21 protein-coding genes are annotated in these 21,721 nt (G+C 73.0%); 12 read left to right on the forward strand and 9 right to left on the reverse strand.

Annotated features, from left to right (window positions below; genetic code table 11):
* Positions 1-1,043 (reverse strand): ABC transporter ATP-binding protein (locus tag MKK68_RS17905; protein WP_244032040.1); only part of this gene is annotated, 1,043 nt, incomplete at its 3' end.
* A 4-nt stretch (positions 1,044-1,047) separates the two neighbouring features.
* The gene (locus tag MKK68_RS17910; protein WP_147727456.1) at positions 1,048-1,734 is read right to left on the reverse strand and encodes a Crp/Fnr family transcriptional regulator; all 687 of its coding nucleotides are present in this window, start codon (positions 1,732-1,734) and stop codon (positions 1,048-1,050) included.
* Between the two features lie 263 nt (positions 1,735-1,997).
* On the opposite strand from MKK68_RS17910, the gene MKK68_RS17915 reads away from it, so the two are divergent.
* The 3 genes from MKK68_RS17915 (at position 1,998) to MKK68_RS17925 (ending at position 6,210) form a co-directional block, all read left to right on the forward strand.
* Positions 1,998-2,981 (forward strand): UDP-3-O-acyl-N-acetylglucosamine deacetylase, encoded by a 984-nt coding sequence (locus MKK68_RS17915; protein WP_244032042.1) that lies wholly within the window; start codon positions 1,998-2,000, stop codon positions 2,979-2,981.
* Positions 2,982-3,050: 69 nt separating this feature from the next.
* Positions 3,051-4,919 (forward strand): ABC-F family ATP-binding cassette domain-containing protein, encoded by a 1,869-nt coding sequence (locus MKK68_RS17920; RefSeq protein ID WP_243937540.1) that lies wholly within the window; start codon positions 3,051-3,053, stop codon positions 4,917-4,919.
* 130 nt (positions 4,920-5,049) lie between these two features.
* The gene (locus tag MKK68_RS17925) at positions 5,050-6,210 is read left to right on the forward strand and encodes a glycosyltransferase (protein WP_409567266.1); all 1,161 of its coding nucleotides are present in this window, start codon (positions 5,050-5,052) and stop codon (positions 6,208-6,210) included.
* Positions 6,211-6,245: 35 nt separating this feature from the next.
* Here MKK68_RS17925 and MKK68_RS17930 read toward each other — a convergent pair whose 3' ends face one another.
* On the reverse strand, positions 6,246-7,565 hold the full coding sequence (locus MKK68_RS17930) for an MFS transporter (RefSeq protein ID WP_244032050.1): 1,320 nt from the start codon (positions 7,563-7,565) through the stop codon (positions 6,246-6,248).
* A gap of 222 nt (positions 7,566-7,787) precedes the next feature.
* On the opposite strand from MKK68_RS17930, the gene MKK68_RS17935 reads away from it, so the two are divergent.
* The gene (locus MKK68_RS17935) at positions 7,788-8,690 is read left to right on the forward strand and encodes an alpha/beta fold hydrolase (protein ID WP_244032052.1); all 903 of its coding nucleotides are present in this window, start codon (positions 7,788-7,790) and stop codon (positions 8,688-8,690) included.
* Between the two features lie 4 nt (positions 8,691-8,694).
* Here the strand turns inward: MKK68_RS17935 and MKK68_RS17940 are convergent, their stop codons facing one another.
* The gene (locus MKK68_RS17940; RefSeq protein WP_147727452.1) at positions 8,695-9,405 is read right to left on the reverse strand and encodes a dihydrofolate reductase family protein; all 711 of its coding nucleotides are present in this window, start codon (positions 9,403-9,405) and stop codon (positions 8,695-8,697) included.
* Between the two features lie 67 nt (positions 9,406-9,472).
* Positions 9,473-10,597, reverse strand: a complete 1,125-nt coding sequence (locus MKK68_RS17945) for a hypothetical protein (RefSeq protein WP_244032059.1) — start codon at positions 10,595-10,597, stop codon at positions 9,473-9,475.
* Between the two features lie 85 nt (positions 10,598-10,682).
* Here MKK68_RS17945 and MKK68_RS17950 point away from each other — a divergent pair, with 85 nt between their 5' ends.
* From MKK68_RS17950 to MKK68_RS17970, 5 genes are all read left to right on the forward strand, one after another.
* Complete coding sequence (locus tag MKK68_RS17950; RefSeq protein WP_147729912.1) at positions 10,683-11,120, forward strand: GlcG/HbpS family heme-binding protein; 438 nt, start codon at positions 10,683-10,685, stop codon at positions 11,118-11,120.
* A 4-nt stretch (positions 11,121-11,124) separates the two neighbouring features.
* Entirely contained in the window at positions 11,125-12,723 is a 1,599-nt protein-coding gene (locus MKK68_RS17955; RefSeq protein ID WP_147842659.1) for a peptide ABC transporter substrate-binding protein, read from the forward strand.
* A 75-nt stretch (positions 12,724-12,798) separates the two neighbouring features.
* Positions 12,799-12,993, forward strand: a complete 195-nt coding sequence (locus MKK68_RS17960) for a hypothetical protein (protein ID WP_147729510.1) — start codon at positions 12,799-12,801, stop codon at positions 12,991-12,993.
* A 43-nt stretch (positions 12,994-13,036) separates the two neighbouring features.
* The gene (locus MKK68_RS17965; RefSeq protein WP_244032067.1) at positions 13,037-13,960 is read left to right on the forward strand and encodes an ABC transporter permease; all 924 of its coding nucleotides are present in this window, start codon (positions 13,037-13,039) and stop codon (positions 13,958-13,960) included.
* Entirely contained in the window at positions 13,957-15,060 is a 1,104-nt protein-coding gene (locus MKK68_RS17970; RefSeq protein ID WP_244032069.1) for an ABC transporter permease, read from the forward strand. The genes MKK68_RS17965 and MKK68_RS17970 overlap by 4 nt, the downstream gene beginning before the upstream one ends.
* An 18-nt stretch (positions 15,061-15,078) precedes the next feature.
* Here MKK68_RS17970 and MKK68_RS17975 read toward each other — a convergent pair whose 3' ends face one another.
* The gene (locus MKK68_RS17975) at positions 15,079-15,426 is read right to left on the reverse strand and encodes a hypothetical protein (protein WP_243937528.1); all 348 of its coding nucleotides are present in this window, start codon (positions 15,424-15,426) and stop codon (positions 15,079-15,081) included.
* A 115-nt stretch (positions 15,427-15,541) separates the two neighbouring features.
* Here MKK68_RS17975 and MKK68_RS17980 point away from each other — a divergent pair, with 115 nt between their 5' ends.
* Positions 15,542-17,020 (forward strand): MFS transporter, encoded by a 1,479-nt coding sequence (locus tag MKK68_RS17980; RefSeq protein ID WP_147843944.1) that lies wholly within the window; start codon positions 15,542-15,544, stop codon positions 17,018-17,020.
* Positions 17,021-17,063: 43 nt separating this feature from the next.
* Here the strand turns inward: MKK68_RS17980 and MKK68_RS17985 are convergent, their stop codons facing one another.
* Positions 17,064-18,017 (reverse strand): glucokinase, encoded by a 954-nt coding sequence (locus MKK68_RS17985; RefSeq protein ID WP_409567264.1) that lies wholly within the window; start codon positions 18,015-18,017, stop codon positions 17,064-17,066.
* Between the two features lie 134 nt (positions 18,018-18,151).
* Positions 18,152-18,901, reverse strand: a complete 750-nt coding sequence (gene otsB / locus MKK68_RS17990) for a trehalose-phosphatase (RefSeq protein ID WP_243937524.1) — start codon at positions 18,899-18,901, stop codon at positions 18,152-18,154.
* Between the two features lie 107 nt (positions 18,902-19,008).
* Between otsB and MKK68_RS17995 the strand changes: the two genes are divergently transcribed.
* Positions 19,009-19,518: a DUF427 domain-containing protein gene (locus tag MKK68_RS17995; protein ID WP_147728397.1), complete on the forward strand. Its 510-nt coding sequence runs from the start codon at positions 19,009-19,011 to the stop codon at positions 19,516-19,518.
* 64 nt (positions 19,519-19,582) lie between these two features.
* On the forward strand, positions 19,583-20,806 hold the full coding sequence (locus MKK68_RS18000; RefSeq protein WP_244032076.1) for a serine hydrolase domain-containing protein: 1,224 nt from the start codon (positions 19,583-19,585) through the stop codon (positions 20,804-20,806).
* 153 nt (positions 20,807-20,959) lie between these two features.
* On the opposite strand, the gene MKK68_RS18005 is transcribed toward MKK68_RS18000, so the two are convergent.
* Entirely contained in the window at positions 20,960-21,613 is a 654-nt protein-coding gene (locus MKK68_RS18005; RefSeq protein WP_244032082.1) for a DUF2147 domain-containing protein, read from the reverse strand.
* Between the last annotated feature and the right edge of the window lie 108 nt (positions 21,614-21,721).

Raw genomic sequence — 21,721 nt, forward strand, 5'->3', positions numbered from 1 at the left:
GTCGCGGCATCGGGGGCGAAGCGGACCGCGACCGCTTCGCCCACGGCCGGCGCGCCCTCGCCCGGCGCGGTTGTCGCGCGCAGGCAGGTGCCGTCGGCGAGGCGGACGACGCGGCGGGTGCGGTCGCCGAGGAAGGTCTCCTCGATCAGCGTCCCGGGCACGCCCTCCCCGCTCAGGCTCAGGTCTTCGGGACGCACGGCGAGGACGATGTCGGCGCCGGCGGAAAGCGGCGCGTCCGGCGCGCGCGCAAGCAGCGGTCCCACCACGCTCTCGACGCCGCGATGCGGGCCGGGCTCCTCCGCCCCGAGGCGGCCGGGGATGAGGTTCACGTCGCCGAGCAGGCCCGCGACGAATCGCGTGGCCGGCCGGCGGTAGAGGTCGGCCGGGCGGCCCACCTGCACGAGCCGGCCGCGATCCATCACGCCGATGCGGTCGGCCAGGGTCATCGCCTCCGCGGGATCGTGGGTGACGACGACGAAGGTGGTGGCGAGGCGGCGCTGCAGCGCGCGCAGCTCCGCCTGCGTCTCCTCGCGCAGCGTGCGGTCGAGGGCCGCCATCGGCTCGTCGAGGAGCAGCACCCGCGGCTCGCGGGCGAGCGCCCGGGCCAACGCCACGCGCTGGCGCTGGCCGCCCGAGAGCGTCGCCGGCGCGCGGTCCGCGAAGCCCTCGAGGCGCACGAGGCGCAGCAGCGCGGCGACCCGCTCGGCCGTCGCCGCGCGGCCGGCGACGAGGCCATCGAGCCCGTAGGCGACGTTCCGGCCGACGCTCATGTGCGGGAACAGCGCGTAGGACTGGAACATCATGTTCACCGGCCGGCGATGGGCCGGCAGCGCGGCGAGGTCCTGGTCGCCGAGGCGGATCGCGCCCGAGCTCGGCGCCTCGAACCCGGCGATCAGGCGCAGCAGCGTGCTCTTCCCGCACCCCGAAGGCCCGAGCAGGCAGAAGAACTCGGACGCCGCCAGGTCGAGGGAGACGGCGTCGACGGCCGTTCCGGCCCCGAACCGCTTGGTCAGGTTCTCGAGTCGCAGCAGCGGCGCGGACAAGGGCTCAGCCGTCCTCGCGCAGGGCCTCGGCGACCCGGGCCTCCAGCAGGTCCGGCCGGCGGATCACCAGGGCGCCGCGGGTGCGGTCGACGAGGCCCTCGGCCGCCATCACCGTGAACTCGCGGGTCACCTGCTCGCGGCGGCAGCCGATGCGGGCGGCGAGCACGTGGTGGTAGGGCGGCGGCGTCACCACCCGCTCGTCGCCCCCGCCCGCCCGCGGCACCGAGAGCCGCAGCAGCTCGGCATAGAGGCGGTGGCGCAGGTCGAGCAGCGCATGCTCCATCAGGCGGGTGTTGAGCTCGCGCACGCGCTTGGTCAGCAGGCGGAACAGCCGGTCGGCGATGGCTTCCGAGGCGAACACCATCTGCCGGAACACCGAGGCCGGGACGACGCAGAGCTCGCCGCGGGTCAGCGCCGTGACGTTGGCCGAGCGGCCGACGCCGTCCAGCGCCGACAGCTCCCCGAAGAACGCGCCGCCGCGCATCTCGCCCAGGATCACCTCCTTGCCGGACTGCGTGCGGTTGAGGATGCGCACCTCGCCGGTGGCGAGGAAGTAGACGTCGGTGGAGACGTCGTCGAAGTCGACCAGCACCTCGTTCTCGTCGAAGCGGCGCCAGTGGCAGCGCGTCTCGAAGGGGCCGAGCTCGATGCCCGGCTCCTTGAAGAACGGAATGGTGGAGAGCCGTGCCATCGAAAACCGGTCCCTTCGCGATGCGCCGGGACCGCCGCGCCGCGGACCGTCTGAAAGTCCGCGCGACCGGCCCGACCCGGAGCATCGCGTCGTCGAGCTTGTTGCGGGATCGTGACGACCGGGTCGTCACCGGTCAAGCCGACCGTTGGCGATGGAGGTGGATGGGGCCGCGCCGGACTACGCGAGACTGTGATTTCCCGTTCGCGCCGACGTCGCTTAGGTGAAGGACCGCATTCGGCCTGCGAGGGCGCCCGGGATCCGGAATGCCGCGCCTGTTGCCCCCCGATCGAAGGCCTCCGGCCTCACCGCCCGACCTTTTCGCGCCGGGACGCGCGGCGATTTCGATCCCCCTCGACGCGCGCCACGCCCCGGCCGGTCCCGGTTTCGGCGGTCGTCGGGCGACCCTCGGGGCCGCGTTCACGCTGGCGGGACGCGGGCTTCACACCGGGCGCCGCGCGACCGTGCGCGTCGGCCCGGCCCCGCCCGGGCACGGCATCGTCTTCCGCCGGCGGCTTCACGGCGGGCGAACGGTCGACGTCCCGGCGGTGTGGACCCTGCGCGAGCGCCAGCCTTTGTGCACGGCGTTGCGCTCGCCGGACGGGCCGCTGGTCCGCACCGTCGAGCACCTGCTCGCCGCGCTCTCGGCCGAGCGCATCGACGAGGCGCTCGTCGAGATCGATGCCGAGGAGCTTCCGATCTTCGACGGCAGCGCGGTGCCCTGGTGCCGCGCGATCCGCGCGGCGGGCCGGATCGAGAGTGGCGAGCCGCGCCGCATGATCCGGGTGCTGCGAACCGTCGAGGTGGTGGACGGCCGGCGCACGCTGCGCATCGCGCCGCATGACGGGCTCCACGTCTCCGCCCACCTCGCGCTGGCGCATTTCGGCCCGCTCGACTGGTCCGGCCCGGTCACGCCGGACGTGTTCCTCGCGGAGATCGCGCCGGCGCGCAGCTTCGGGCGCTACTGGCGCGCGATGCTCGGGCGCGCCTACGGCTTCGCGACGCGCAAGCCATTCCTGCAGGGCTGCGGCGTGCGCTCGGCGGCGATGATCGTGCGCGGGGGCATCGTCGGCGGGATGCGGGTGCCCGACGAGCCGGTGCGCCACCGCGTCCTCGACCTCGTCGGCGACCTCGCGCTCGCCGGCCATCCGATCCTCGGGCGGCTGACGGCGGCCCATACCGGGCACGAGCTCAACCACGCGCTGGTCGCCAAGCTCATGTCCGACCCGACGGCTTGGGACCTGGTCTGAGGCATCCCACGGCTCAAGCGCATGGCACCGCACGCTTGCCACCGGGCGCCGGTCTCGCCAGAACGCCCCATGCTCCGCGTCAACGACCTCACCCTCCGCATCGGCGAGCGCCTGATCCTCGACGGCGCGAGCTTCTCGATCCCCGACCGCGCCCGCGTCGGCCTCGTCGGCCGCAACGGCGCCGGCAAGACCACCTTGTTCAAGGCGATCCTCGGCGAGTGGCCGGTGGATGCGAGCGCGGTCTCGATGCCCAAGGGCATGCGCATCGGCGCGGTGGCGCAGGAAGCGCCGGCCGGGCCCGAAACGCTCCATGCGGTCGTGCTCGCCGCCGACACCGAGCGCGCGAAGCTCATGGCCGAGGCGGAGGGCGCCGACGGGCTGCGCCGTGCCGAGATCGAGACGCGGCTCGTCGACATCGGCGCGCATTCGGCGCCGGCCCGCGCGGCGGCGATCCTGCACGGCCTCGGCTTCGACGCGGCGGCGCAGAACCGGCCGTGCTCGGACTTTTCGGGCGGCTGGCGGATGCGCGTGGCGCTCGCCGCGGTGCTGTTCTCCGAGCCCGACCTGCTGCTGCTGGACGAGCCGACCAACTACCTCGACATCGAGGGCACGATCTGGCTCTACGACTACCTCGAGCGCTATCCCCGCACCGCGATCATCATCTCCCACGACCGCGACCTGCTCGACGAGTCGGTCGACCACATCCTGCACCTCGACCGCGGCAAGCTGACGATCTACCGCGGCGGCTACACCTCCTTCGCCAAGCAGCTCTCCGAGAAGCGGATGCTGCAGGCCAAGGCCAAGGTGAAGCAGGATGCCGAGCGGGCGCATCTCCAGAGCTTCATCGACCGGTTCAAGGCCAAGGCGACGAAGGCGCGCCAAGCGCAGTCGCGCGTCAAGAAGCTCGCTAAGATGGTGCCGATCGCCGGGCTGATCGAGGACGACGTGCCGGTGATCCACCTGCCGAGCCCGGAGAAGCCGCTCTCGCCGCCGATCGTGGCGATGGAGCGGGTGGCGGCCGGCTACCCCGACCGCATCGTGCTCTCGGGCCTCAACCTCAGCCTCGCCCCCGACGACCGCGTCGCGTTGCTCGGCGCCAACGGCAACGGCAAATCGACCTTCTGCAAGCTCATCGGCGGCCGGCTCGACGCGCTGTCCGGCGAGCTGCGCCGCTCCTCGAAGATGAAGGTCGCCTACTTCGCCCAGCATCAGCTCGACGAGCTGCGCCCGGCCGAGAACGCGGTGGCGCACCTGCGCACGCTGATGCCGGACGCCCCCGAGGCGCGGGTGCGCGCCGCCACCGCCCGGCTCGGGTTTCCCGCCAACAAGGCGGACACGCCGGTCTCGCAGCTCTCGGGCGGCGAGAAGGCCCGCCTGCTGATGGGGCTCGCCGCCTTCGAGGGGCCGCACCTGCTGATCCTCGACGAGCCGACCAACCACCTCGACATCGAGAGCCGGCAGGCGCTGGTCGAGGCGATCAACGACTACGAGGGCGCGGTCATCCTGGTCAGCCACGACCGCTTCCTGGTCGAGGCCTGCGCCGACCGGCTCTGGCTGGTCGCCGACGGCTCCGTGAAAACCTTCGACGGCGACATGGACGATTACCGGCGCCTCGTGCTGGCCGGTCCCGAGCGCGACGCCGCCCGCGACGAGGACGCCTCGGGCGGCAAGCAGGCCGAGGCGCGGCGCTCGGCGGTGGAGCGCCGCGCCGCGCTTGCCCCCTTGCGCAAGCGGCTCGAAGGCTTGGAGGCGCGCATGGACAAGCTCACCGCCGCCATCGCCAAGATCGACGCGGCGCTCGGCGACGGCACCGCCTTCCTCCAGAACGCGGCCAAGGCCGGCGAGATTGCGAAGATGCGCGCCGACGCGGTCGCGGCGCTCGGGGCCGCCGAGGAGGAATGGCTCTCGGTGAGCGGGGAGATCGAGGCGGCGGCCTGATCGGCCTTCAGCCCCTGTACAGGCGCGGCCCGCGACAGGATGTCGACGTTCCACGATACGAACCGTCGCCGTGCGGGAGAGCGTCGGCGATCGAGGATGGATGATGCCTGATACGGTCGTGCTCGATGCCATCGCGCCGACGACGCCGGCGGCCGGTGGGCCGGACACGGTCGTCGCCATCCCCGTGCGCAACGAGGCCGAGCGCATCGGCTTCTGCCTCGACGCCCTCGATGCGCAGCAGGGCTTGGCCCCGGGCCGCCTCGGCATCGTGCTCTTCCTCAACAACTGCACGGACGACACCGCCCGCATCGTCGCCGAGCTGGTGTCGCGGCTTTCCGTGCCGGTGCGGGTGATCGAAATGGAATATGCCAGCGCCCATGCCGGCTGGGCCCGGCGCAAGGCGATGGACGCGGCCGCCGGCTGGCTCGGCGGCGCCGGCACCATCCTGTCCACCGACGCCGACAGCCGCGTGCCGCCGGACTGGGTCTTCGCCAACCTGCGCGCGCTCGCGGCCGGCGCCGACGCGGTCGCGGGCCGGGTCGAGCTGATCCCCGAGGAGGCGGCCCTGCTGCCGCCCTCGCTCCCGGCCCGCGGACGCCTGGAAGACGCCTACAGCGCGCTCCTGACCGAGGCGGAGGCGCGGATCGACCCCGATCCGAACGACCCGTGGCCGTGCCACCGCACCACCATCGGCGCGACGCTCGCCGTCAGCCGCGACGCCTACGCCCGGGTCGGCGGCATGCCGGAGATCGCCCTCGGCGAGGACGGCGCCTTCGTCGCCCGCCTCCTCGCGCACGGGTTCCGGGTCCGCCACGACCCGGCGGTGATGGTGTTCATCTCCGCCCGCCTCACCGGCCGGGCGCCGGGCGGGGTTGCCGACACCATCCGCTCCCGCTGCGAGGATCCCGGCGCGCTCTGCGACGCGCGACTCGAACCGGTGCCGCGCGCGCTCCATCGCTACCTCTGGCGCCGCCGCCTGCGCCGGCTCCATGCCTCCGGCCGGCTCGGGGCGAGCACGGCCTGGGCGCGCCGCCTCGGCATCCCGGCGGACGAGGCGGCGCGGATCGCCGCCCTCCCCCTTGTCGGCCAGGTCGTCGCGGAGGCCGAGCGCGCCAGCCCGAAGCTGAAGCACGCGCCGCTGAGCGTCCCGCGACTGCCCGGCCAGATCCGGCTCGCGAAGGCGGTGCTGCCGGTCGTGCGGGCGTTCGCATCGGTTCGGGACCGATGGGAGGGGCCAGTGGCTGTCGCGGCGTCGACATCGGCAGGGGCGGTCACGCGGGCCATGCCCTGAACTAGGTAAGGCGCCGGTCCCCTCTCCCGGTGGCCTCAGGCCCGCGCCGGCGCGGGCGCCGGCGACTTCGCCTTTCCGAGCCCCAGCACCAGGGCGCAGCCGATGGCGGAGAGGATCACCAGCGGCATCAGCCCCAGCGGGTAGCTTCCCGTCGCGTCCTTGATGACGCCGAGGAGGTAGGTGCCGAGGAACCCGCCGATGTTGCCGATGGCGTTGATCTGGGCGATGCCGGCCGCGGCCGCGCCCGCCGAGAGCCATTCGGTCGAGAGCGCCCAGAACGGGCCCTTCACGGTGTAGGTCGCGGTGATGGCGAGGCACAGGATCAGGATCGTCGGCCAGAGCTGGCTCGTCAGCACGGACGCGGCGAGGCTGGCGGCCAGCAGCCCGAGCGGCAGCGCGGTGTGCCAGACGCGCTCGCGCCGCCTGTCCGAGGACCGCCCCCAGACGATCATCAGCACCGAGGCGATGCCGAAGGGGATCGCGTTCAGCAGCCCGGTCTCGAGGTTGGTCAGGCCGAAGGACTTGATGATCTGCGGTTGCCACAGCGACAGGCACTGGCTCGCCCCGGAGGCGCCGGCGTAGATCAGCGAGGCGGCGAGCACGTAGCGGTTGGTCATCACCTGCCGCAGCGAGAGGTGGCCGGCGGGCCTCCCCGCGCCCTCCACCACCGAGGCCCGGTCGTCCGCCAGGCGCTCGGTGAGCCAGGCGCGCTGCTGCGGCGTCAGCCAGCTCGCGCGGGCGGGGCCGTCCGGCAGCAGGACGAAGGCGAGGATGCCGAGCAGCACCGCCGGCACCGCCTCGATCAGGAACAGCCACTGCCAGCCGCGGAAGCCGAGCATCCCGTCGGTGCCGAGCAGCCAGGCTGAGAGCGGCGACCCGAGGAAGCTCGAGATCGGGATCGCGACCATGAAGATCGCCACGATCCGCCCGCGATAGGCGCGCGGGTACCAGTAGGTCAGGTAGAGGATCACGCCGGGGAAGAACCCGGCCTCGGCCGCCCCGAGCAGCAGGCGCACCGCGTAGAACGAGACCGGGCCCACGACGAAGGCCATCCCGGCCGAGACGAGCCCCCAGGTGATCATGATCCGCGCGAGCCAGATGCGGGCGCCGAAGCGCTCCATCGCGACGTTGCTCGGCACCTCGCACAGCACGTAGGACACGTAGAACAGGCCGCCGCCGAGGCCGAACTGCGCCGGCGACAGGCCGATGTCCTGGTTCATCTGCAGGGCGGCGAAGCCCGCGTTCACCCGGTCGACGAAGGCGACGAAGTAGGCCAGCATCAGGAACGGCAGGATGCGCCACGTCACCGTGCGCAGGGTGGCGCGCTCGATCGCGCCGATCTCCGCCTGAGCCATGGTCCGTCACTCCCTCGCGTCGCCGGCGCATCCGGCGTTCCACGAACCCGGCACCCCTCGGCCGGGGACGATCGCGACACCGCCGCCCCCCTGTCAACGGCTGCCGGGTGCGGCGCCGAGGGCGCGATGCGACGGCGAGGCACCAGGCGGCGCCAGGCAACGTTCCGCCCGCTCATCCCGTTGTCGCGACGACCGATCCGTCCCGAGACGAGGCGCAAGGCGATGGCGACGAGCTCCGACGGCTTACCCCCTGCCCTTCCCGGGCGGCGGGAGGTGATCGACACGGCGGCCGGCCGGGTGAGCGTCTACGGCTCGGCCGAGGCCGAAGGGATGCCGCTGCTGCTGATCCACTCGATCAACGCCGCCGCCAACGCCTACGAGGTCCGCCCGCTCTACCTGCATGCGCAGGGGCGGCGCCCGGTCTACGCCCTCGATCTGCCGGGCTTCGGCTTCTCCGAACGTTCGCGCCGGCTCTACAACCCGCGGGTGATGGCGGACGCGATCCACGCCGTCGCCGACGCGATCGCGCGCCGGCACGGCGGCGTCCGCATCGACGCGATCGCGCTCTCGCTCTCGGCCTCCTACCTCGCCCGCGCCGTGGTCGAGCGGCCGGAGGCCTATCGTGCGATCGGCCTGATCAGCCCGACCGGGTTCGACCGGCGCCTCTCCGGGCGCGGGCCGGCGGGCGGCGACCGCGGCAGCCCGCGCGTCCGTGCGATCGTCGATTCGCGCCTCCTCGGGCCGGCGCTGTTCGCCCTCCTCGTCAGCCGCCCGAGCATGCGCTTCTTCCTGCAGAAGACCTTCGGCTCGAAGCGGATCGACGAGGGGCTGTTCGCCTACGACTACCGCTCGGCCCACCAGCCCGGGGCGCGGCACGCGCCCTACTGCTTCGTGGCCGGCCACCTGTTCCCGACCGACGCCACCACGCTCTACGAGGCGCTGACGCTCCCGGTGCTGATGCTCCACGGCAGCCGCGGCGACTTCGTCGACTTCCGCGACGCGCCGCGCTTCGCCGCCCGGCCGAACTGGACGATCCGGGCCCTGCCGACCGGGGCCTTCCCGCATTTCGAGGACCCGGCGACGGTGACGGGGCTCTTCGACGGGTTCTTCGCCGGCCTCGCCTGACCGCTCAGGCCGCGGCGACGCGATAGCGGAGCCAGACCACCCCGCCGGACAGGGTCTCGCAGGATCTCAGCTCGAGCCGGCGCTTGGCCCCGAGCGAGTCGGCCTCGGTGCCGTCGACGTCGAACACCGCGGGCGTGCCGCGAAGGCCGTCGACGGCCGGGGCGAGCAGCAGGCTGAGCTCGTCGATCACGCCGGCCCGCAGCATCGAGCCGTTGAGGCCGCCGCCGCCCTCGACCAGGAGGCGGGCGATGCCGAACAGGCGGCCGAGCTTCTCCACCGCCAGCGCGAAGTCGATCGTCTCGGTGCCGGCGAACAGGTAGGATTGCCCGCCCGCCCGCAGGCGTCTCAGATGCGCGTCGGGGACGGCCTCGGTCAGGACCACCACCACGTGATCGCCGGTGATCTCGTTCCGCGCGCCCCAGTCGAGGCGACCCTTCGCGTCGAGGGCCACCGCGTAGCCGGACGCGTCGCGCCGGGCGACGTGGTCCTCGCGCGGCACCGGGCCGTCATCGGCGGGCGGGGCGGCGAGCGGCGTGGCGCTGTCGGCGTAGCCCTGCATGGTGACGCGGCCGCACATCCAGGCATCGCCGTCGAGGCGCGCGTGCACCGTCTCGTAATGGCCGTCGGCGTCGATCCCCCAGCGGCGGGTCTTGATCCGCCCGTCGACGGAGCTGGTCATGTGGCAGATCACGTGCGGTCTGGCGGTCTCGGCCATCGTCGGGTCTCCTGCGGACGGGTCGCCGCCGGAACTAGCCCGCGACGGCCCTTCGCACAGGGGCCGCTCAGCTGACGCGCCAGCGTGATTCGAAGCCGATCAGGCGCGCCGCGCCCAACGCGGCGCTCTCGGCGCACTCGGCCGGGATCCGGCGCCACGCCGGAGGCCTGCGGAAATCGAAGCGGCGCATCGTCTCGCGCATCAGGAGCGCGATCTGCGCCTCGGTCTCCGGCGGGATCGGCCGCCCGGCCCACTCGTTCGGCGCCCGTGCCGGCGCCGCGGCGACGACGCGATCCCACGGCAGGCCCCAGGCGAGGTCGGCGAAGCGCGCGCAGGTGGCGGCGAAGCGGTCGGCGATCTCCTCGGCGAGGTCCGGAGCGTCGCCGCGGAACGGCTCCGGATCGAGACCGCGCGACCACGCCGCCTGGTCGAGGACGTGGCCGATCCGGCGCGGGTGGCCCTCCACCTGGCGGTGGACCCGGAGGTGCCGCAGGCGGCGCGAGGCCTCGACGGCGAGCGGCCCGGAACTGCGGTTGATCACGGTCCGCAGGGCGTCGGCGTCCATCATCGGCGCGAGCCGCGCGGTCAGCCCGAGCGCGGCGACGAACCGCTCGACCAGCGTCGCGTCGGAGCGCGCGTCGCGCAGCGGCACGGCGGTGACGGCGCCGTCCGTCGCCCGCGCCCAGGGCGCGATCAGCGCGCGATAGTCGAGCCGCCCGGAGCGGCGGTTCGCACGGGCGTATTCGCGGAAGCTGCGCGGCTCCTTCACCAGTTGCGCGCGGTGGGCGTAGGCGGAGTTCAGGAACTCGAACGGCGGCTTGACCGCCATCACGACCTCCATCGCGAAGCCCCGGCGGGCGAACGCCTCGGACAGCGTCCGGGGCACGCCGAAGCTCGGCCGCTGCACCGAGAAGTCCTCGTAGGACAGGATCACCGTGTCGGCGTCCGTCGCGGACAGGACGCGATCGAGGCGCGCAAGCATCGCGCGGCGCTCCGCCTTCGGCCGCCGCCCGTCGAGCGCCTCGCCCAATCCCTGGTGATTGACGTCGGACCCGGGCTGGGCGCCTTCGGGTGCGAGGTCCGGGTAGAGCAGGCCGGCTTCCGCCAGCCGCGGCCGCAGGTTGGCCAGCACCTGCTGCAGCGATGTGGACCCCGTCCGGGGCATTCCGATATGGATGATCGCGCGACGCACCGTCGATCGCCTCCCTGTCCTGATCCCTGGCCGTCGCGGACCGTCCGCGCGGCCGTCCGTCCCCCCAAGATCCCCCTCGGTTCCGATGATCGACCTGACGCTCGAGGCCGCCCGCACCATCGTCGCCACCGCCCTGGAGACGGCGCGAACGCGCGGCCTGAAGCCGCTTGCGGTGGTTGTATATGACGATCGCGGTTCTCTAAAATGTGTCCAGGCGGAGGACGGCACCTCGCTCCGCCGCGCCGAGATCGCGATGGGCAAGGCCAACGGCGCGCTCGCGCTCGGCCTCGGCTCGCGGGCGATCCACGCCCGCGCCGAGGCGCAGCCCTACTTCGTCGCCGCGGTGAGCCACGTTGTCGGGCCGGCGGCCCTGGTGCCGGTCCCGGGCGGCGTGCTGGTCCGTGCGGCCGACGGGCGCCTTCTCGGCGCCGTCGGCATCTCCGGCGACACCTCGGACAACGACGAGATCTGCGCGGTCGCCGGCATCGAGGCCGCCGGGCTCGTGCCCGAGACCGGCGCCTGAGCCGATGCGCCTGCCGCGCCGTGGCTGGCTGATCGGCGCCGGCGCCCTGCTGCTCGCGGGCTCGGCCGGCGGGGCCGGAGCGGCGCCGGAGGCCACGTATCGGCGCGGCAACGACGCCGATCCCGAGACCCTCGATCCGCATCGCTCCTCGACGGTGGCCGAGGCGCACATCCTGCGCGACCTCTACGACGGCCTTCTCACCTACGACAATCGCGGCGCCATCGTCCCCGGCGCGGCGGAATCCTGGCGCATCTCGGACGATGCGCTGACCTACACCTTCACCCTGCGCGAAGGCGGGCGCTGGTCGAACGGCGATCCGGTCGAGGCCGAGGCCTTCGTCTATTCCCTGCGCCGCATCCTCGCGCCGGAGACGGCGGCGAAGTACGCCGAGGTGCTGTTTCCGATCCGCAACGCGGCCGCTATCAACCGCGGCACGATGCCGGCGACGGCGCTCGGGGTCGCGGCGCCGGACCCGCGCACGCTGACGATCGCGCTGGAGGCGCCAACCCCCTACCTCCTCGAATTGCTGACGCACCAGACCGCGCTGCCGGTGCACCGCCCCTCGGTCGAGCGCTTCGGCGACGGCTTCACCCGGCCGGGCAACCTGGTCTCGAACGGCCCCTATGCCCTGGCGGATTCGGTGCCGAACGACCGCATCGTGCTCAGGCGCAACCCGCATTTCCACGCGGCGGCCGAGGTCGCGATCGCGCAGGTCGCCTTCGTGCCGACGCCGGACCTCTCGAGCGCGGTGCGCCGCTACGATGCGGGCGAGCTCGATTCGCTGGCCGACCTGCCGGGCGACCAGATGGCGTCGCTCCGCCGCCGCTTCGGCGATCAGGTGGTGCTGGGACCCTCGCTCGGGCTCTACGCCCTGGCGGTGAACACGCGCAAGCCGCCCTTCGACGACGTCCGCGTCCGCCGCGCCCTCTCGCTGGCGCTCGACCGCGAATACCTCGCCGCGGCGTTGTGGGGCGGCACCATGAGCCCGGCCTACTCGCTGTGCCCGCCCGGCCTCGACAACTACCGGACGCCGCCGGAGACCGAGGGGCGCACCCGCCTCCCCATCGACAACGAGGACACGGCGAGGCGCCTGCTCACGGAAGCGGGCTTCGGGCCGGATCGGCCGCTGCGCGTCGAGTACCGCTTCAACACCAGCGACAACAACCGCAACACCGCCGTCGCCGTCGCCGAGATGTGGCGCGGCCTCGGGATCGAGACCCGGTTCGTCTACACCGACGCCAAGACCCACTTCGCCTACCTGCGCGACGGCGGCGACTTCGACGTCGCCCGCATGTCCTGGATCGCCGACTACTCGGACCCGCAGAACTTCCTGTTCCTGCTCACCACCGGCAACGACGGCATGAATCCCGGCCACTGGTCGAACCCCGCGTACGACGCCCTCCTGGCCGAGGCCGCCGCCGAGCGCGACCTCGCCGCCCGCGCCGACCTGCTGTCCCGCGCCGAGAGCCTCGCGATGCGCGACCTGCCCTGGATCCCGGTGATGCACACGCGCTCGAAGGCCCTGATCTCGCCGCGCCTGCACGGCTACGTGCCGAACCTGCGCAACGCCGCGCCGACGCGGTTTCTGCGGCTGGTGGGCTGAGCACGTGTCCCCGGCGCTTGTCTCGCCGGGGCGGGAGACCGATACAGGGCGGGACCATCGGCAGCGGAGCATTCCATGGACGACGTCGCACCGCCGGCGCCCGACCCGGCCCGCTCCAGGCGTCACCCGATCCTGCTCGGGGTCTTCGTGTTCGCGATGCTGTTCTTCGGCGATCTCTACCTCAATCACGGCACGAACCTCGCCGTCACGCTGCCGGCCTCGCTCGGGATCGGGATCTGGGCCGGGTATCGCGAAGCGCGACGGGCGTGAACGCTCCGACGCGGCATCGTCGCCTCCGACGCCCCGATCGCCCATGACCGGCTACGTCCTGCGCCGGCTGCTGCAGGCGGTCCCGACCCTGTTCGTGGTGATCGCGGCGAGCTTCTTCCTGATGCGGCTCGCGCCCGGCGGCCCGTTCGACCTGGAGCGGCCGCTGGCACCGGCGGCCATGGACAACCTGCGGCGGGTCTATGGGCTCGACCAGCCGCTGGCGGTGCAGTTCGGGCGCTACCTCGCCGCCCTGGCGCGGGGCGACCTCGGGCCGTCCTTCTCGTTTCGCGACCTCACCGTCGCGGACCTGTTCGCCCGCGGCCTGCCGGTCTCGATGATCCTGGGCGGCTTGGCGCTCGCCGTCTCGCTGATCCTCGGGGTCGGCCTCGGCACGCTGGCGGCCTACCGCCGCGGCGGATGGCTCGACCGCCTCGTCGGGGCGGGCGCCTCCCTCGGTCTCTCGGTCCCGAGCTTCGTCGTCGCGCCGCTGCTGCAGATCGCCTTCGGCCTGTCGCTGCGCTGGCTGCCGGTGAGCGGCTGGGAGGGCGGCGCGCCGACGCATCTCGTGCTGCCGGTGATCACCCTGGCGCTGCCGCAGGCCGCGGGCATCGCCCGGCTCACCCGCGCGGCGATGGCGGAGGCGCTGCGCGCGCAGCACGTGCGGACGATGCGCAGCCTCGGCCTGCCGCCCTGGCGCGTCGCCCGCCACGCGCTGCGCGGCGCGCTGCTGCCGGTCGTCGCGATCCTCGGGCCGCTCTGGGCCGCCCTGCTCACCGGCTCGGTGGTGGTCGAGACCATCTTCGGCCTGCCCGGGATCGGCCGCTACTTCGTCGAGGGCGCGCTGAACCGCGACTACACGCTGGTGATGGGGACGGTGGTGCTGGTCGCAGTCCTCGTCGTCGCCCTCAACCTCGTCGCCGACCTCGTCTCCGCGTGGCTCGACCCGCGCCTTCGGCTGCACGCGTGAGCCTACCCCCGCGCCTGCCGCCGACGCGCCGCGCGCTGCTGCGGCTCTCGCGCCATCGCGGCGCGACGGCGGCCTTCGCCGTGCTTGTCCTGCTGACGCTCGCCTGCCTCGTCGGCCCTTTCCTCACCGGCCATGCGCCGGAGCGGACCTACCCCGACCTGCGCCAGCTTCCCCCCGGCTTCGCGGCGCAGCCCGACGCGGATCATCTGAGGCCGGCGCTCGATCGCCTCGCCTTCCGCATCCGCGCCGCGGTCGCGCAGGCCGAGACGGCGGACGGCGTGCTCCGCCTCGTGCTGGCCTCGGAGGCGCCCATCGACGCGCGCGGCCTCGTCTACCTGCCGCGCTCCGACCTGTTCGGCGAGCCGCGCATCGTCGCCCGCGACGACGAGGGGCGGCGCCTCACCGTCGCGGTGCCGGTCCGCAGGCTGCACTTCCTCCTCGGCACCGACGTGCACGGGCGCGACCTGCTCAGCCGCAGCCTCGTGGCCGGCCGCGTCTCGCTGCTGATCGGGCTCACCGCGACGCTGGTCGCCCTCGGCGTCGGCATCGTCTACGGCGCCGTGGCGGGCTTCGCCGGCGGGGCCGTCGACGCCGCGATGATGCGCGTCGTCGACATCCTCTATGCCCTGCCGTTCGTGTTCTTCGTGATCGTGCTGGTGGTGTTCTTCCGCGCGAGCCTCGTGCTGATCCTGATCGCGATCGGCGCCGTGGAATGGCTCGACATGGCCCGCATCGTCCGCGCCCAGACGCTGGCGCTGCGCCGCCGCGACTTCGTCCGCGCCGCCGAGGCGCTGGGGCTCTCAGCCGCGACCATCCTGCGCCGGCACATCGTGCCCAACACCCTCGGGCCGGTGACGGTGGCCGCCACGCTGCTGGTGCCGCGGGTGATCCTGCTGGAAAGCTTCCTGTCGTTCCTCGGCCTCGGGGTGCAGGAGCCGGCGACGAGCTGGGGCGTGCTGATCGCGGAGGGCGCGCGCAGCCTCGAATCCGCCCCCCACATGCTCGCCGGGCCGGCGGCGTTCCTGGTCGCGACGCTGGTCGCGCTCAACCGGCTCGGCGACGGGCTGGCCGACGCGCTCGATCCGCGCGCCGACGCCTGACGCCCGCGCCCGGCGATGTCACCGCATCTCGGTGTAGGCCGGGTAGACCTGCCGGACGCGGCGGCGCTCCTCGGGGATCGGCATCGCCGGGCGCACCCGCGCCTGCGCGGCCGCGGGCAGGACGATGTTGGTCTGGGCCGGGCGCAGGCGCCAGCGGTCGGCGCCGGACATCGCGACCGGCTGCCGGTCCCGGGCGAGCGTCGCGTCGGCGCCGTGCGTCGGCACGATGGCGAGGCCGGCGAGCGCGGCCGTGCCCAGGATCGCCACGCGCAGGCAGGGGCCGAGGCGGCGGGCTCCGGAACGGGCGGCCAAGGAATGGCGGGGCGGGAGGCGCCCTGTCTTGCGGACGTCGGGGCGAGGCTTCATGGGGAGCATCCACGGTGATGCCGCCATCAAAGCCCGCAACGATGAAAGCTCGGCCGAACCTTTTGTTGGTCTCCGCCGTTCTGAACAGCAGTCTCGAGTCAAGGTAAACACAGTCATGGCGACCAAAGTCGAGACGGCCTCGGGCGAGAAGACGCCCGAGCGCGCCCCCATGGGCACGGTCGTCGACACCGACATCTCGGCGCGACTGGACCGGCTGCCCTGGGGCCGGTTCCACGTCCTCGTCATCGTGGCGCTCGGCATCACCTGGGTGCTCGACGGGCTCGAGGTGACGCTCGCCGGGGCGCTGGTCGGGGCGCTGCGCAAGGCGCCGATGAGCTTCACCGAGTTTGACGTCGGCCTGGCCGCCTCGTCCTACCTCGTCGGCGCGGTCACGGGGGCGCTCGGCTTCGGCTGGCTCACCGACCGCATCGGCCGCAAGAAGCTGTTCTTCATCACGCTTGCCCTCTACCTCGCGGCGACCGCGGCGACGGGCCTGTCGTGGAACGTCTATTCCTTCTGCATCTTCCGCTTCCTCACCGGCGCCGGCATCGGCGGCGAGTACACCGCGATCAACTCGACGATCCAGGAGCTCGTCCCCGCCCGCGTGCGCGGCTGGACCGATCTCGTCATCAACGGCTCGTTCTGGATCGGCGCGGCGCTCGGCTCCTTCCTGTCGATCGTCCTGCTGAAGCCCGAGGTGATCGACCCGGCCTGGGGCTGGCGCGTCGCGTTCTTCACCGGCGGCGCCATCGGCCTCGTGATCCTGCTGCTGCGCACCTGGATCCCCGAGAGCCCGCGCTGGCTCGCGACGCACGGCTACACGGCGGAAGCCGACCGGGTCGTCACCGGCATCGAGAAGCGCTTCACCGACGAGGGCCACACCCTGCCGCCGGTCGACGCGGGCAAGCGCATGAAGCTGCGCACCCGCAGCCACACGCCGCTCTCGGAAGTGTTCGGGACGATGTTCGGCACCTCGCGCCGGCAGACGTTCGTCGGGCTGTCGCTGATGATCGCGCAGGCGTTCTTCTACAACGCGCTGTTCTTCACCTACGCCCTGGTGCTGGAGCGCTTCTACGGCGTGCCCGGCGGCAGCGTCGGCTGGTACCTGCTGCCGTTCGCGCTCGGCTCCTTCCTCGGGCCGGTGCTGCTGGGGCGCCTGTTCGACACGGTCGGCCGCCGCCCGATGATCGCCTTCACCTACGGCATCTCCGCGCTGCTGCTCGCGGGCGCGGGGTACCTGTTCAAGATCGAGGTGTTCGGCGCCTGGGCACAGACCGGCGTGTGGATGGTGGTGTTCTTCTTCGCCTCCGCCGCCGCGAGCGCCGCCTACCTCACGGTGGCTGAGACCTTCCCGCTGGAGATCCGGGCGCTGGCCATCGCCGGCTTCTACGCGATCGGCACCGGCATCGGCGGCGTGTCTGGGCCGCTGCTGTTCGGCTCGCTCGTCGAGACCGGCTCCCGCGACGCGGTCTTCGGCGGCTACCTCGTCGGCGCCGCGCTGATGGCGGTGGCCTCGATCGTCGGCGGCCTCTTCGGCACGGCGGCCGAGGGGCGGTCCCTGGAGGACGTTTCGAAGCCGCTCGCGGCGGCGTGACGGCTCGTCCCGCGCGCCATGATCTGGCCGGGCGGCGTTGAGGTCACGCCCCCCGGCGCCAAACCTGCCCGTGATAGACGAAGGTCTCGCCCTCGCTCGCCAGGGCCGCGAGCCCGGTGAAGGCGGGGTCGTGGACCGTGATGACGCTGGTCGGGATCGCCCGCATCATCGCGGCGAACGGCGCCTTCCGCTCGAAGGAATCGCGGAAGCCGCCCTGCTGCAGCAGCTTGACGATCCGCGGGGCGATGCCGCCGCCGATATAGACGCCGCCGGTGGCCAGGAACGTCAGGGCGAGGTCGCCGCAGACGCGGCCGAGCACGCGACCGAACAGCTCCAGCGCCTCGGCGGCATGCGGGTCGGAGGCGTCGAGCCCGGCCTGGGTCACCGCCGCCGGCTCGATCTTCTCCGGCGGCTCGCCGGTCCTGACGTGGCGCACCGCGGCGTGCAGGCGGGCGAGGCCGGGGCCGGAGAGCACGGTCTCGACGGTGATCCGGTCCTCGACGCGCTCCAGCGCGTGCCAGACCTTCTCCTCGAACGCGTCGGCGGGGCCGATATCGGTGTGGCCCGCCTCGGTCGAGACGATCGCGAGGCGATCCGAATACGGCACCAGGGCCGCGGCGCCGAAGCCGGTGCCGGGCCCGAGCACGACGCGGGCGCCCCCGGGCGCGTGCCCGGTCGGCCCGATCGGGGTCAGGTCGTGCGGCGCGATGCCGGCGGCGCCGGCGGCGACCGGGACGTAATCGTTCACGACGACGGACGAGTCGAGGTCGAAATCGGCGCCGATCTTCGCGCCCTCGATCACCCAGTGGGCATTGGTGAGCTGCACCTTCGGGCCGTCGACCCGGCCGGCGATGGCTAGGATCGCCGAGCGCGGCGGCTTTCCGCCTCCATCGCCCTGCTTGGCCAGCGCCGCGCGGATGGCGCTCGACGGGTCGGGGTGGCGCGCCGTCTCCTCGTGCGAGAGCGGGCGCGGCGCGGCGCCCTTGGAATCGACCACCGCGAACCGGGCGTTGGTGCCGCCGATATCGCCGACGAGGACCGGAAACGCGAACATGCGGTACCCTTTCCCGATCGACGCGGGCCGTCCCGACCGACGCGTCGCTGTCTGTCTGATGGAGCCGCCGGCGCGGCTCAGGCCGCCGGCAGCGTGTCCGGGTCGATGATCCCGCCCGCCGCCCAGCTGCCAAGCAAGGCGTGCACCGCGTTCGGGTCGGCCAGGCGCCGCGCGGCCGCGGTCTCGCCGGGCCCGATGCGGATGCCGAGGCCGCCATACGCCGCGACGCTGGCGAACGCGATCTCGTCGGTGCGGTCGTCGCCGAGGAACACCGCGCGGCGGCCGGCATAGGGGGCGTGCTCGAGGAAGGCGCGGATCGCGTGCGCCTTGGTGGCCGAGGCCGGCACGATCTCGCCGACCGCCTTCCCGAGCTGGAGCCGGTACTGGCCCGACAGCTCGGTGGCGATCGCCGTGACCGCGGCCTCCGCCCGCTCGGCATCGGCCGGGTTCGCCAGGCGCCAGTGCACGGCGACCGAGGCGCCCTTGTCCTCGATCAGCACCGCGTCGAGGTCGGCGACCAGGGCCCGGAGCCGAGGCATCCGCGCACGCAGCTCCGGATGGTCGTCCGGGCTGCCGCCGGTGAGGACGCCGTCGACCCGGCGCTCGACCCCGTGCAGCCCGGCGACGTCGAAGGCGGCGGGTGCGAGGAAGTCGTCGATCACCGAGACCGGGCGCCCGGTCACGATCGCCAGCGCCCCGTCGAGCCGGGCGTGCAGCGCCTGGAGCATCGGCACCAGCCCGGGCTCGACCCGGACGAGGTCCGGCCGCGGCGCGATCTCGACCAGGGTGCCGTCGAAATCGAGGAAGAGGGCGATGGGCGTGTCCAACGGCGGCGCTCCGGGCTGTCGGGTCGGGGCTAGCACGCCGCGCGTTTTCGGCAAACGCATCTTCGCGGCGCCCTATGTTTCGGACGAGACGAACCGAGGACGACGCGATGCATCCGACCCCATCCCCGACGAAGCCCGGCGAGGAGAGCGTGTGGGCTTATCCGCGCCCGCCCCGGCTGGAGCCGGTCGCCGCGACGCTGAAGGTCGTCCTCGGCGGCCGCACCATCGCCGAGACGCGGGCCGGGTTCCGCGTGCTCGAGACCAGCCATCCGCCGACCTACTACTTCCCGCCCGCCGACGTCGCCGAGGGCGTGCTCGGGCCGGCGCACCGGGCCGGGATCTGCGAATGGAAGGGCCGCGCGGTGCTGTTCGACGTGACGGCGGGCGGCGCAGCGATTCCCGGCGCGGCTGTTCCCGGTGCCGCTTGGGCCTATCCCGATCCGACGCCGGATTTCCGCGCCATCGCCGGCTACGTCGCCTTCTATGCCGGCCCGATGGAGGCCTGCACCGTCGGCGGCGTCCGCGCGGAGCCGCAGCCGGGCGGCTTCTACGGCGGCTGGATCACCCCCGGCATCGTCGGCCCGTTCAAGGGCGGGCCCGGAACGATGGGCTGGTGAGCCTCGGGAGCTGTCCCGCCGCCCCAGGACCGCTACATCGGGCGCCGGGAACAAGGAGCACGGCATGAGCGATGCGATCGACGGAAGGCCGCAGGACGTCGGCATCGACCCGGGACGCCTGGAACGGATCGACGGCTGGATGCGCAGCCTCGTCGCGGAGGGCAAGCTCGCCGGGTTGTCGGTGAGCGTGGCGCGGCGCGGGCACACGGTGTTCGAGCGCGCCCACGGCCTCGCTGACCTCGCCCGCAGGGCGCCGTTCACCACCGACACGGTGACGCGGATCTACTCGATGACCAAGCCGCTGACCTCGGTCGCGGTGATGCAGCTCTACGAGGAGGGCCGGTTCCAGCTCGACGACCCGGTCGCGCGCTTCCTGCCGGAGTTTTCCGAGATGCGGGTCGCGACCGGCGGCAACCGCGCCAAGCTCGAGACCGAGCCGGCCCGCCGCCCGATCACCATCCGCGACCTGCTCACCCATACCGGCGGCCTGACCTACGGCTTCATGGAATCGACCCTGGTCGATGCGCTCTACCGCCAGCAGGGCGCCGACTTCCTGCGCCCGGATGCGAGCCTCGCCGAGGTGGTGGCGACCGTGGCCCGGCTCCCGCTCCTGTCGCAGCCCGGCGAGGCGTGGAACTACAGCGTCTCGACGGACGTGCTCGGCCACCTCGTGGCCGTCGTCTCGGGGCGCGACTTCGCGGATTACCTGCGCGACGCCGTGCTCGCGCCGCTCGGGATGATCGATACCGATTTCTTCGTGAGACCCGAGAACATGGGGCGGTTCGCCGCGAACTACGTCTACGACCGCACCCGCACGCTGACGCTCTACGACGACGCGGTCGAGACCCATTTCGCCAAGCCTCCGGCGATCGCCGGCGGCGGGGGCGGCCTCGTCTCGACGGCCTCCGACTACCTGCGCTTCTGCCGGTTCATCCTGAACAAGGGCGAGCTCGACGGCGCGCGCCTGCTCGGGCGCAAGACGGTCGAGCTGATGACGATGAACCACCTGCCCGGCGACCTCGCCGCGATCGGCACGCCGCGCTTCGCGGAATCGTCCTATCACGGCATCGGCTTCGGGCTCGGCTTCTCGGTGATGCTCGATCCGGCCAAAGCCCAGATCGTCGGCACGCCGGGCGAGGTCGCCTGGGGCGGCATGGCCTCGACCGCGTTCTGGGTCGACCCGGCCGAGGAGCTCGCGGTGGTGCTGCTGACGCAGCTCGTCCCGTCCTCGGCCCTGCCGATCCGAAAGGAGCTGCGGGTGCTGACCTACGCCGCGCTGACCGATTGACACGGGACCGGGGCGCGGGGGAGCATTCTCGGGCGAGGCGGATGCCCACGCGCGTGAGGATAACGCGACCACACGACGAAACAGAGCGTCTCCCGTGATCCAGGGATCACGGGAGACGCTCTCGTGGCCGACAGTGCCTTCGTTCTGCGGCGCCTATTCGTCGGCGGGCGCGGCCGCGGGCGGCGTGCCGGCGGCCGGAGCCGGCTTCGCGCCGGGCTTAGCCGCCGCGGGCTTGGCGGCGGTCGAGCCGGTCGAGGCCGGCTTGGCGGCCATGTATTCCGGATCGGTGCGCGGGCCTCCCGGACCGTTCGTCGGCCCGGTCATCTGGCCGGCGACCACGTCGGTCACGCGGTTCCAGGTCTGCGACTTGCACAGGAAGGCGATCAGGCAGCCGCGGACGGTCAGCTCCTCCGGGGTGTCGGACCAGATCGTCACGTCGTAGGACTTGCCGTCCTCGGAATTGTAGATCTTGCCCTCGTAATGGGCGTCGGCGTTCGGCTTCAGCCCCATGATGAGCTGGTGGCCCAGCGATGCGCGCGTCTGCTTGCTCGCGTCGGGGTTCTTGAAGTCGACCCGCGGCTGGCCCTTGTCGTTGAGCGGCACCTTCAGCCACACGACGTAGCCGCACAGGCTCTTGTTGCTCGGGCCGCACTTCTCCACCCGGATGCGGGCACGCCCGTCCTCGGTGAGCCACGTGCCGCTCGGGTCCGCGGGCGTCGCCGCGTGCGCGATGCCCGAGAGCATGGCCAGCACCATCGCACGCCCGGCCCAGGCGCTGATTCCCGCGCCGATCCGTCGAACCGTCATACCCACTACTCCTTCCGCGCGCCCGCGCCGTGGCCTTCGCCCCGCCCGCGTGCCCAATCTCTGGGGCCCGCCATCCGCTCGGAACATGACGGGATCATGGCCGTGCCT

Source organism: Methylobacterium sp. E-016 (assembly GCF_022829745.1).
Classification (GTDB): domain Bacteria; phylum Pseudomonadota; class Alphaproteobacteria; order Rhizobiales; family Beijerinckiaceae; genus Methylobacterium.

Excerpts from the sequence above, each read along its gene's own strand:
- MKK68_RS17955 (WP_147842659.1), top strand. The coding sequence starts at position 11,125 with ATGCGCCTGCCGCGCCGTGGCTGGCTGATCGGCGCCGGCGCCCTGCTG.
- MKK68_RS17960 (WP_147729510.1), top strand. The coding sequence starts at position 12,799 with ATGGACGACGTCGCACCGCCGGCGCCCGACCCGGCCCGCTCCAGGCGT.
- MKK68_RS17935 (WP_244032052.1), top strand. The coding sequence starts at position 7,788 with ATGGCGACGAGCTCCGACGGCTTACCCCCTGCCCTTCCCGGGCGGCGG.
- MKK68_RS17975 (WP_243937528.1), bottom strand. The coding sequence starts at position 15,426 with ATGAAGCCTCGCCCCGACGTCCGCAAGACAGGGCGCCTCCCGCCCCGC.
- MKK68_RS17950 (WP_147729912.1), top strand. The coding sequence starts at position 10,683 with ATGATCGACCTGACGCTCGAGGCCGCCCGCACCATCGTCGCCACCGCC.
- MKK68_RS18005 (WP_244032082.1), bottom strand. The coding sequence starts at position 21,613 with ATGACGGTTCGACGGATCGGCGCGGGAATCAGCGCCTGGGCCGGGCGT.
- MKK68_RS17910 (WP_147727456.1), bottom strand. The coding sequence starts at position 1,734 with ATGGCACGGCTCTCCACCATTCCGTTCTTCAAGGAGCCGGGCATCGAG.
- MKK68_RS17920 (WP_243937540.1), top strand. The coding sequence starts at position 3,051 with ATGCTCCGCGTCAACGACCTCACCCTCCGCATCGGCGAGCGCCTGATC.
- MKK68_RS17940 (WP_147727452.1), bottom strand. The coding sequence starts at position 9,405 with ATGGCCGAGACCGCCAGACCGCACGTGATCTGCCACATGACCAGCTCC.
- MKK68_RS17980 (WP_147843944.1), top strand. The coding sequence starts at position 15,542 with ATGGCGACCAAAGTCGAGACGGCCTCGGGCGAGAAGACGCCCGAGCGC.
- MKK68_RS17995 (WP_147728397.1), top strand. The coding sequence starts at position 19,009 with ATGCATCCGACCCCATCCCCGACGAAGCCCGGCGAGGAGAGCGTGTGG.
- MKK68_RS17915 (WP_244032042.1), top strand. The coding sequence starts at position 1,998 with ATGCCGCGCCTGTTGCCCCCCGATCGAAGGCCTCCGGCCTCACCGCCC.
- MKK68_RS17965 (WP_244032067.1), top strand. The coding sequence starts at position 13,037 with ATGACCGGCTACGTCCTGCGCCGGCTGCTGCAGGCGGTCCCGACCCTG.
- MKK68_RS18000 (WP_244032076.1), top strand. The coding sequence starts at position 19,583 with ATGAGCGATGCGATCGACGGAAGGCCGCAGGACGTCGGCATCGACCCG.
- MKK68_RS17930 (WP_244032050.1), bottom strand. The coding sequence starts at position 7,565 with ATGGCTCAGGCGGAGATCGGCGCGATCGAGCGCGCCACCCTGCGCACG.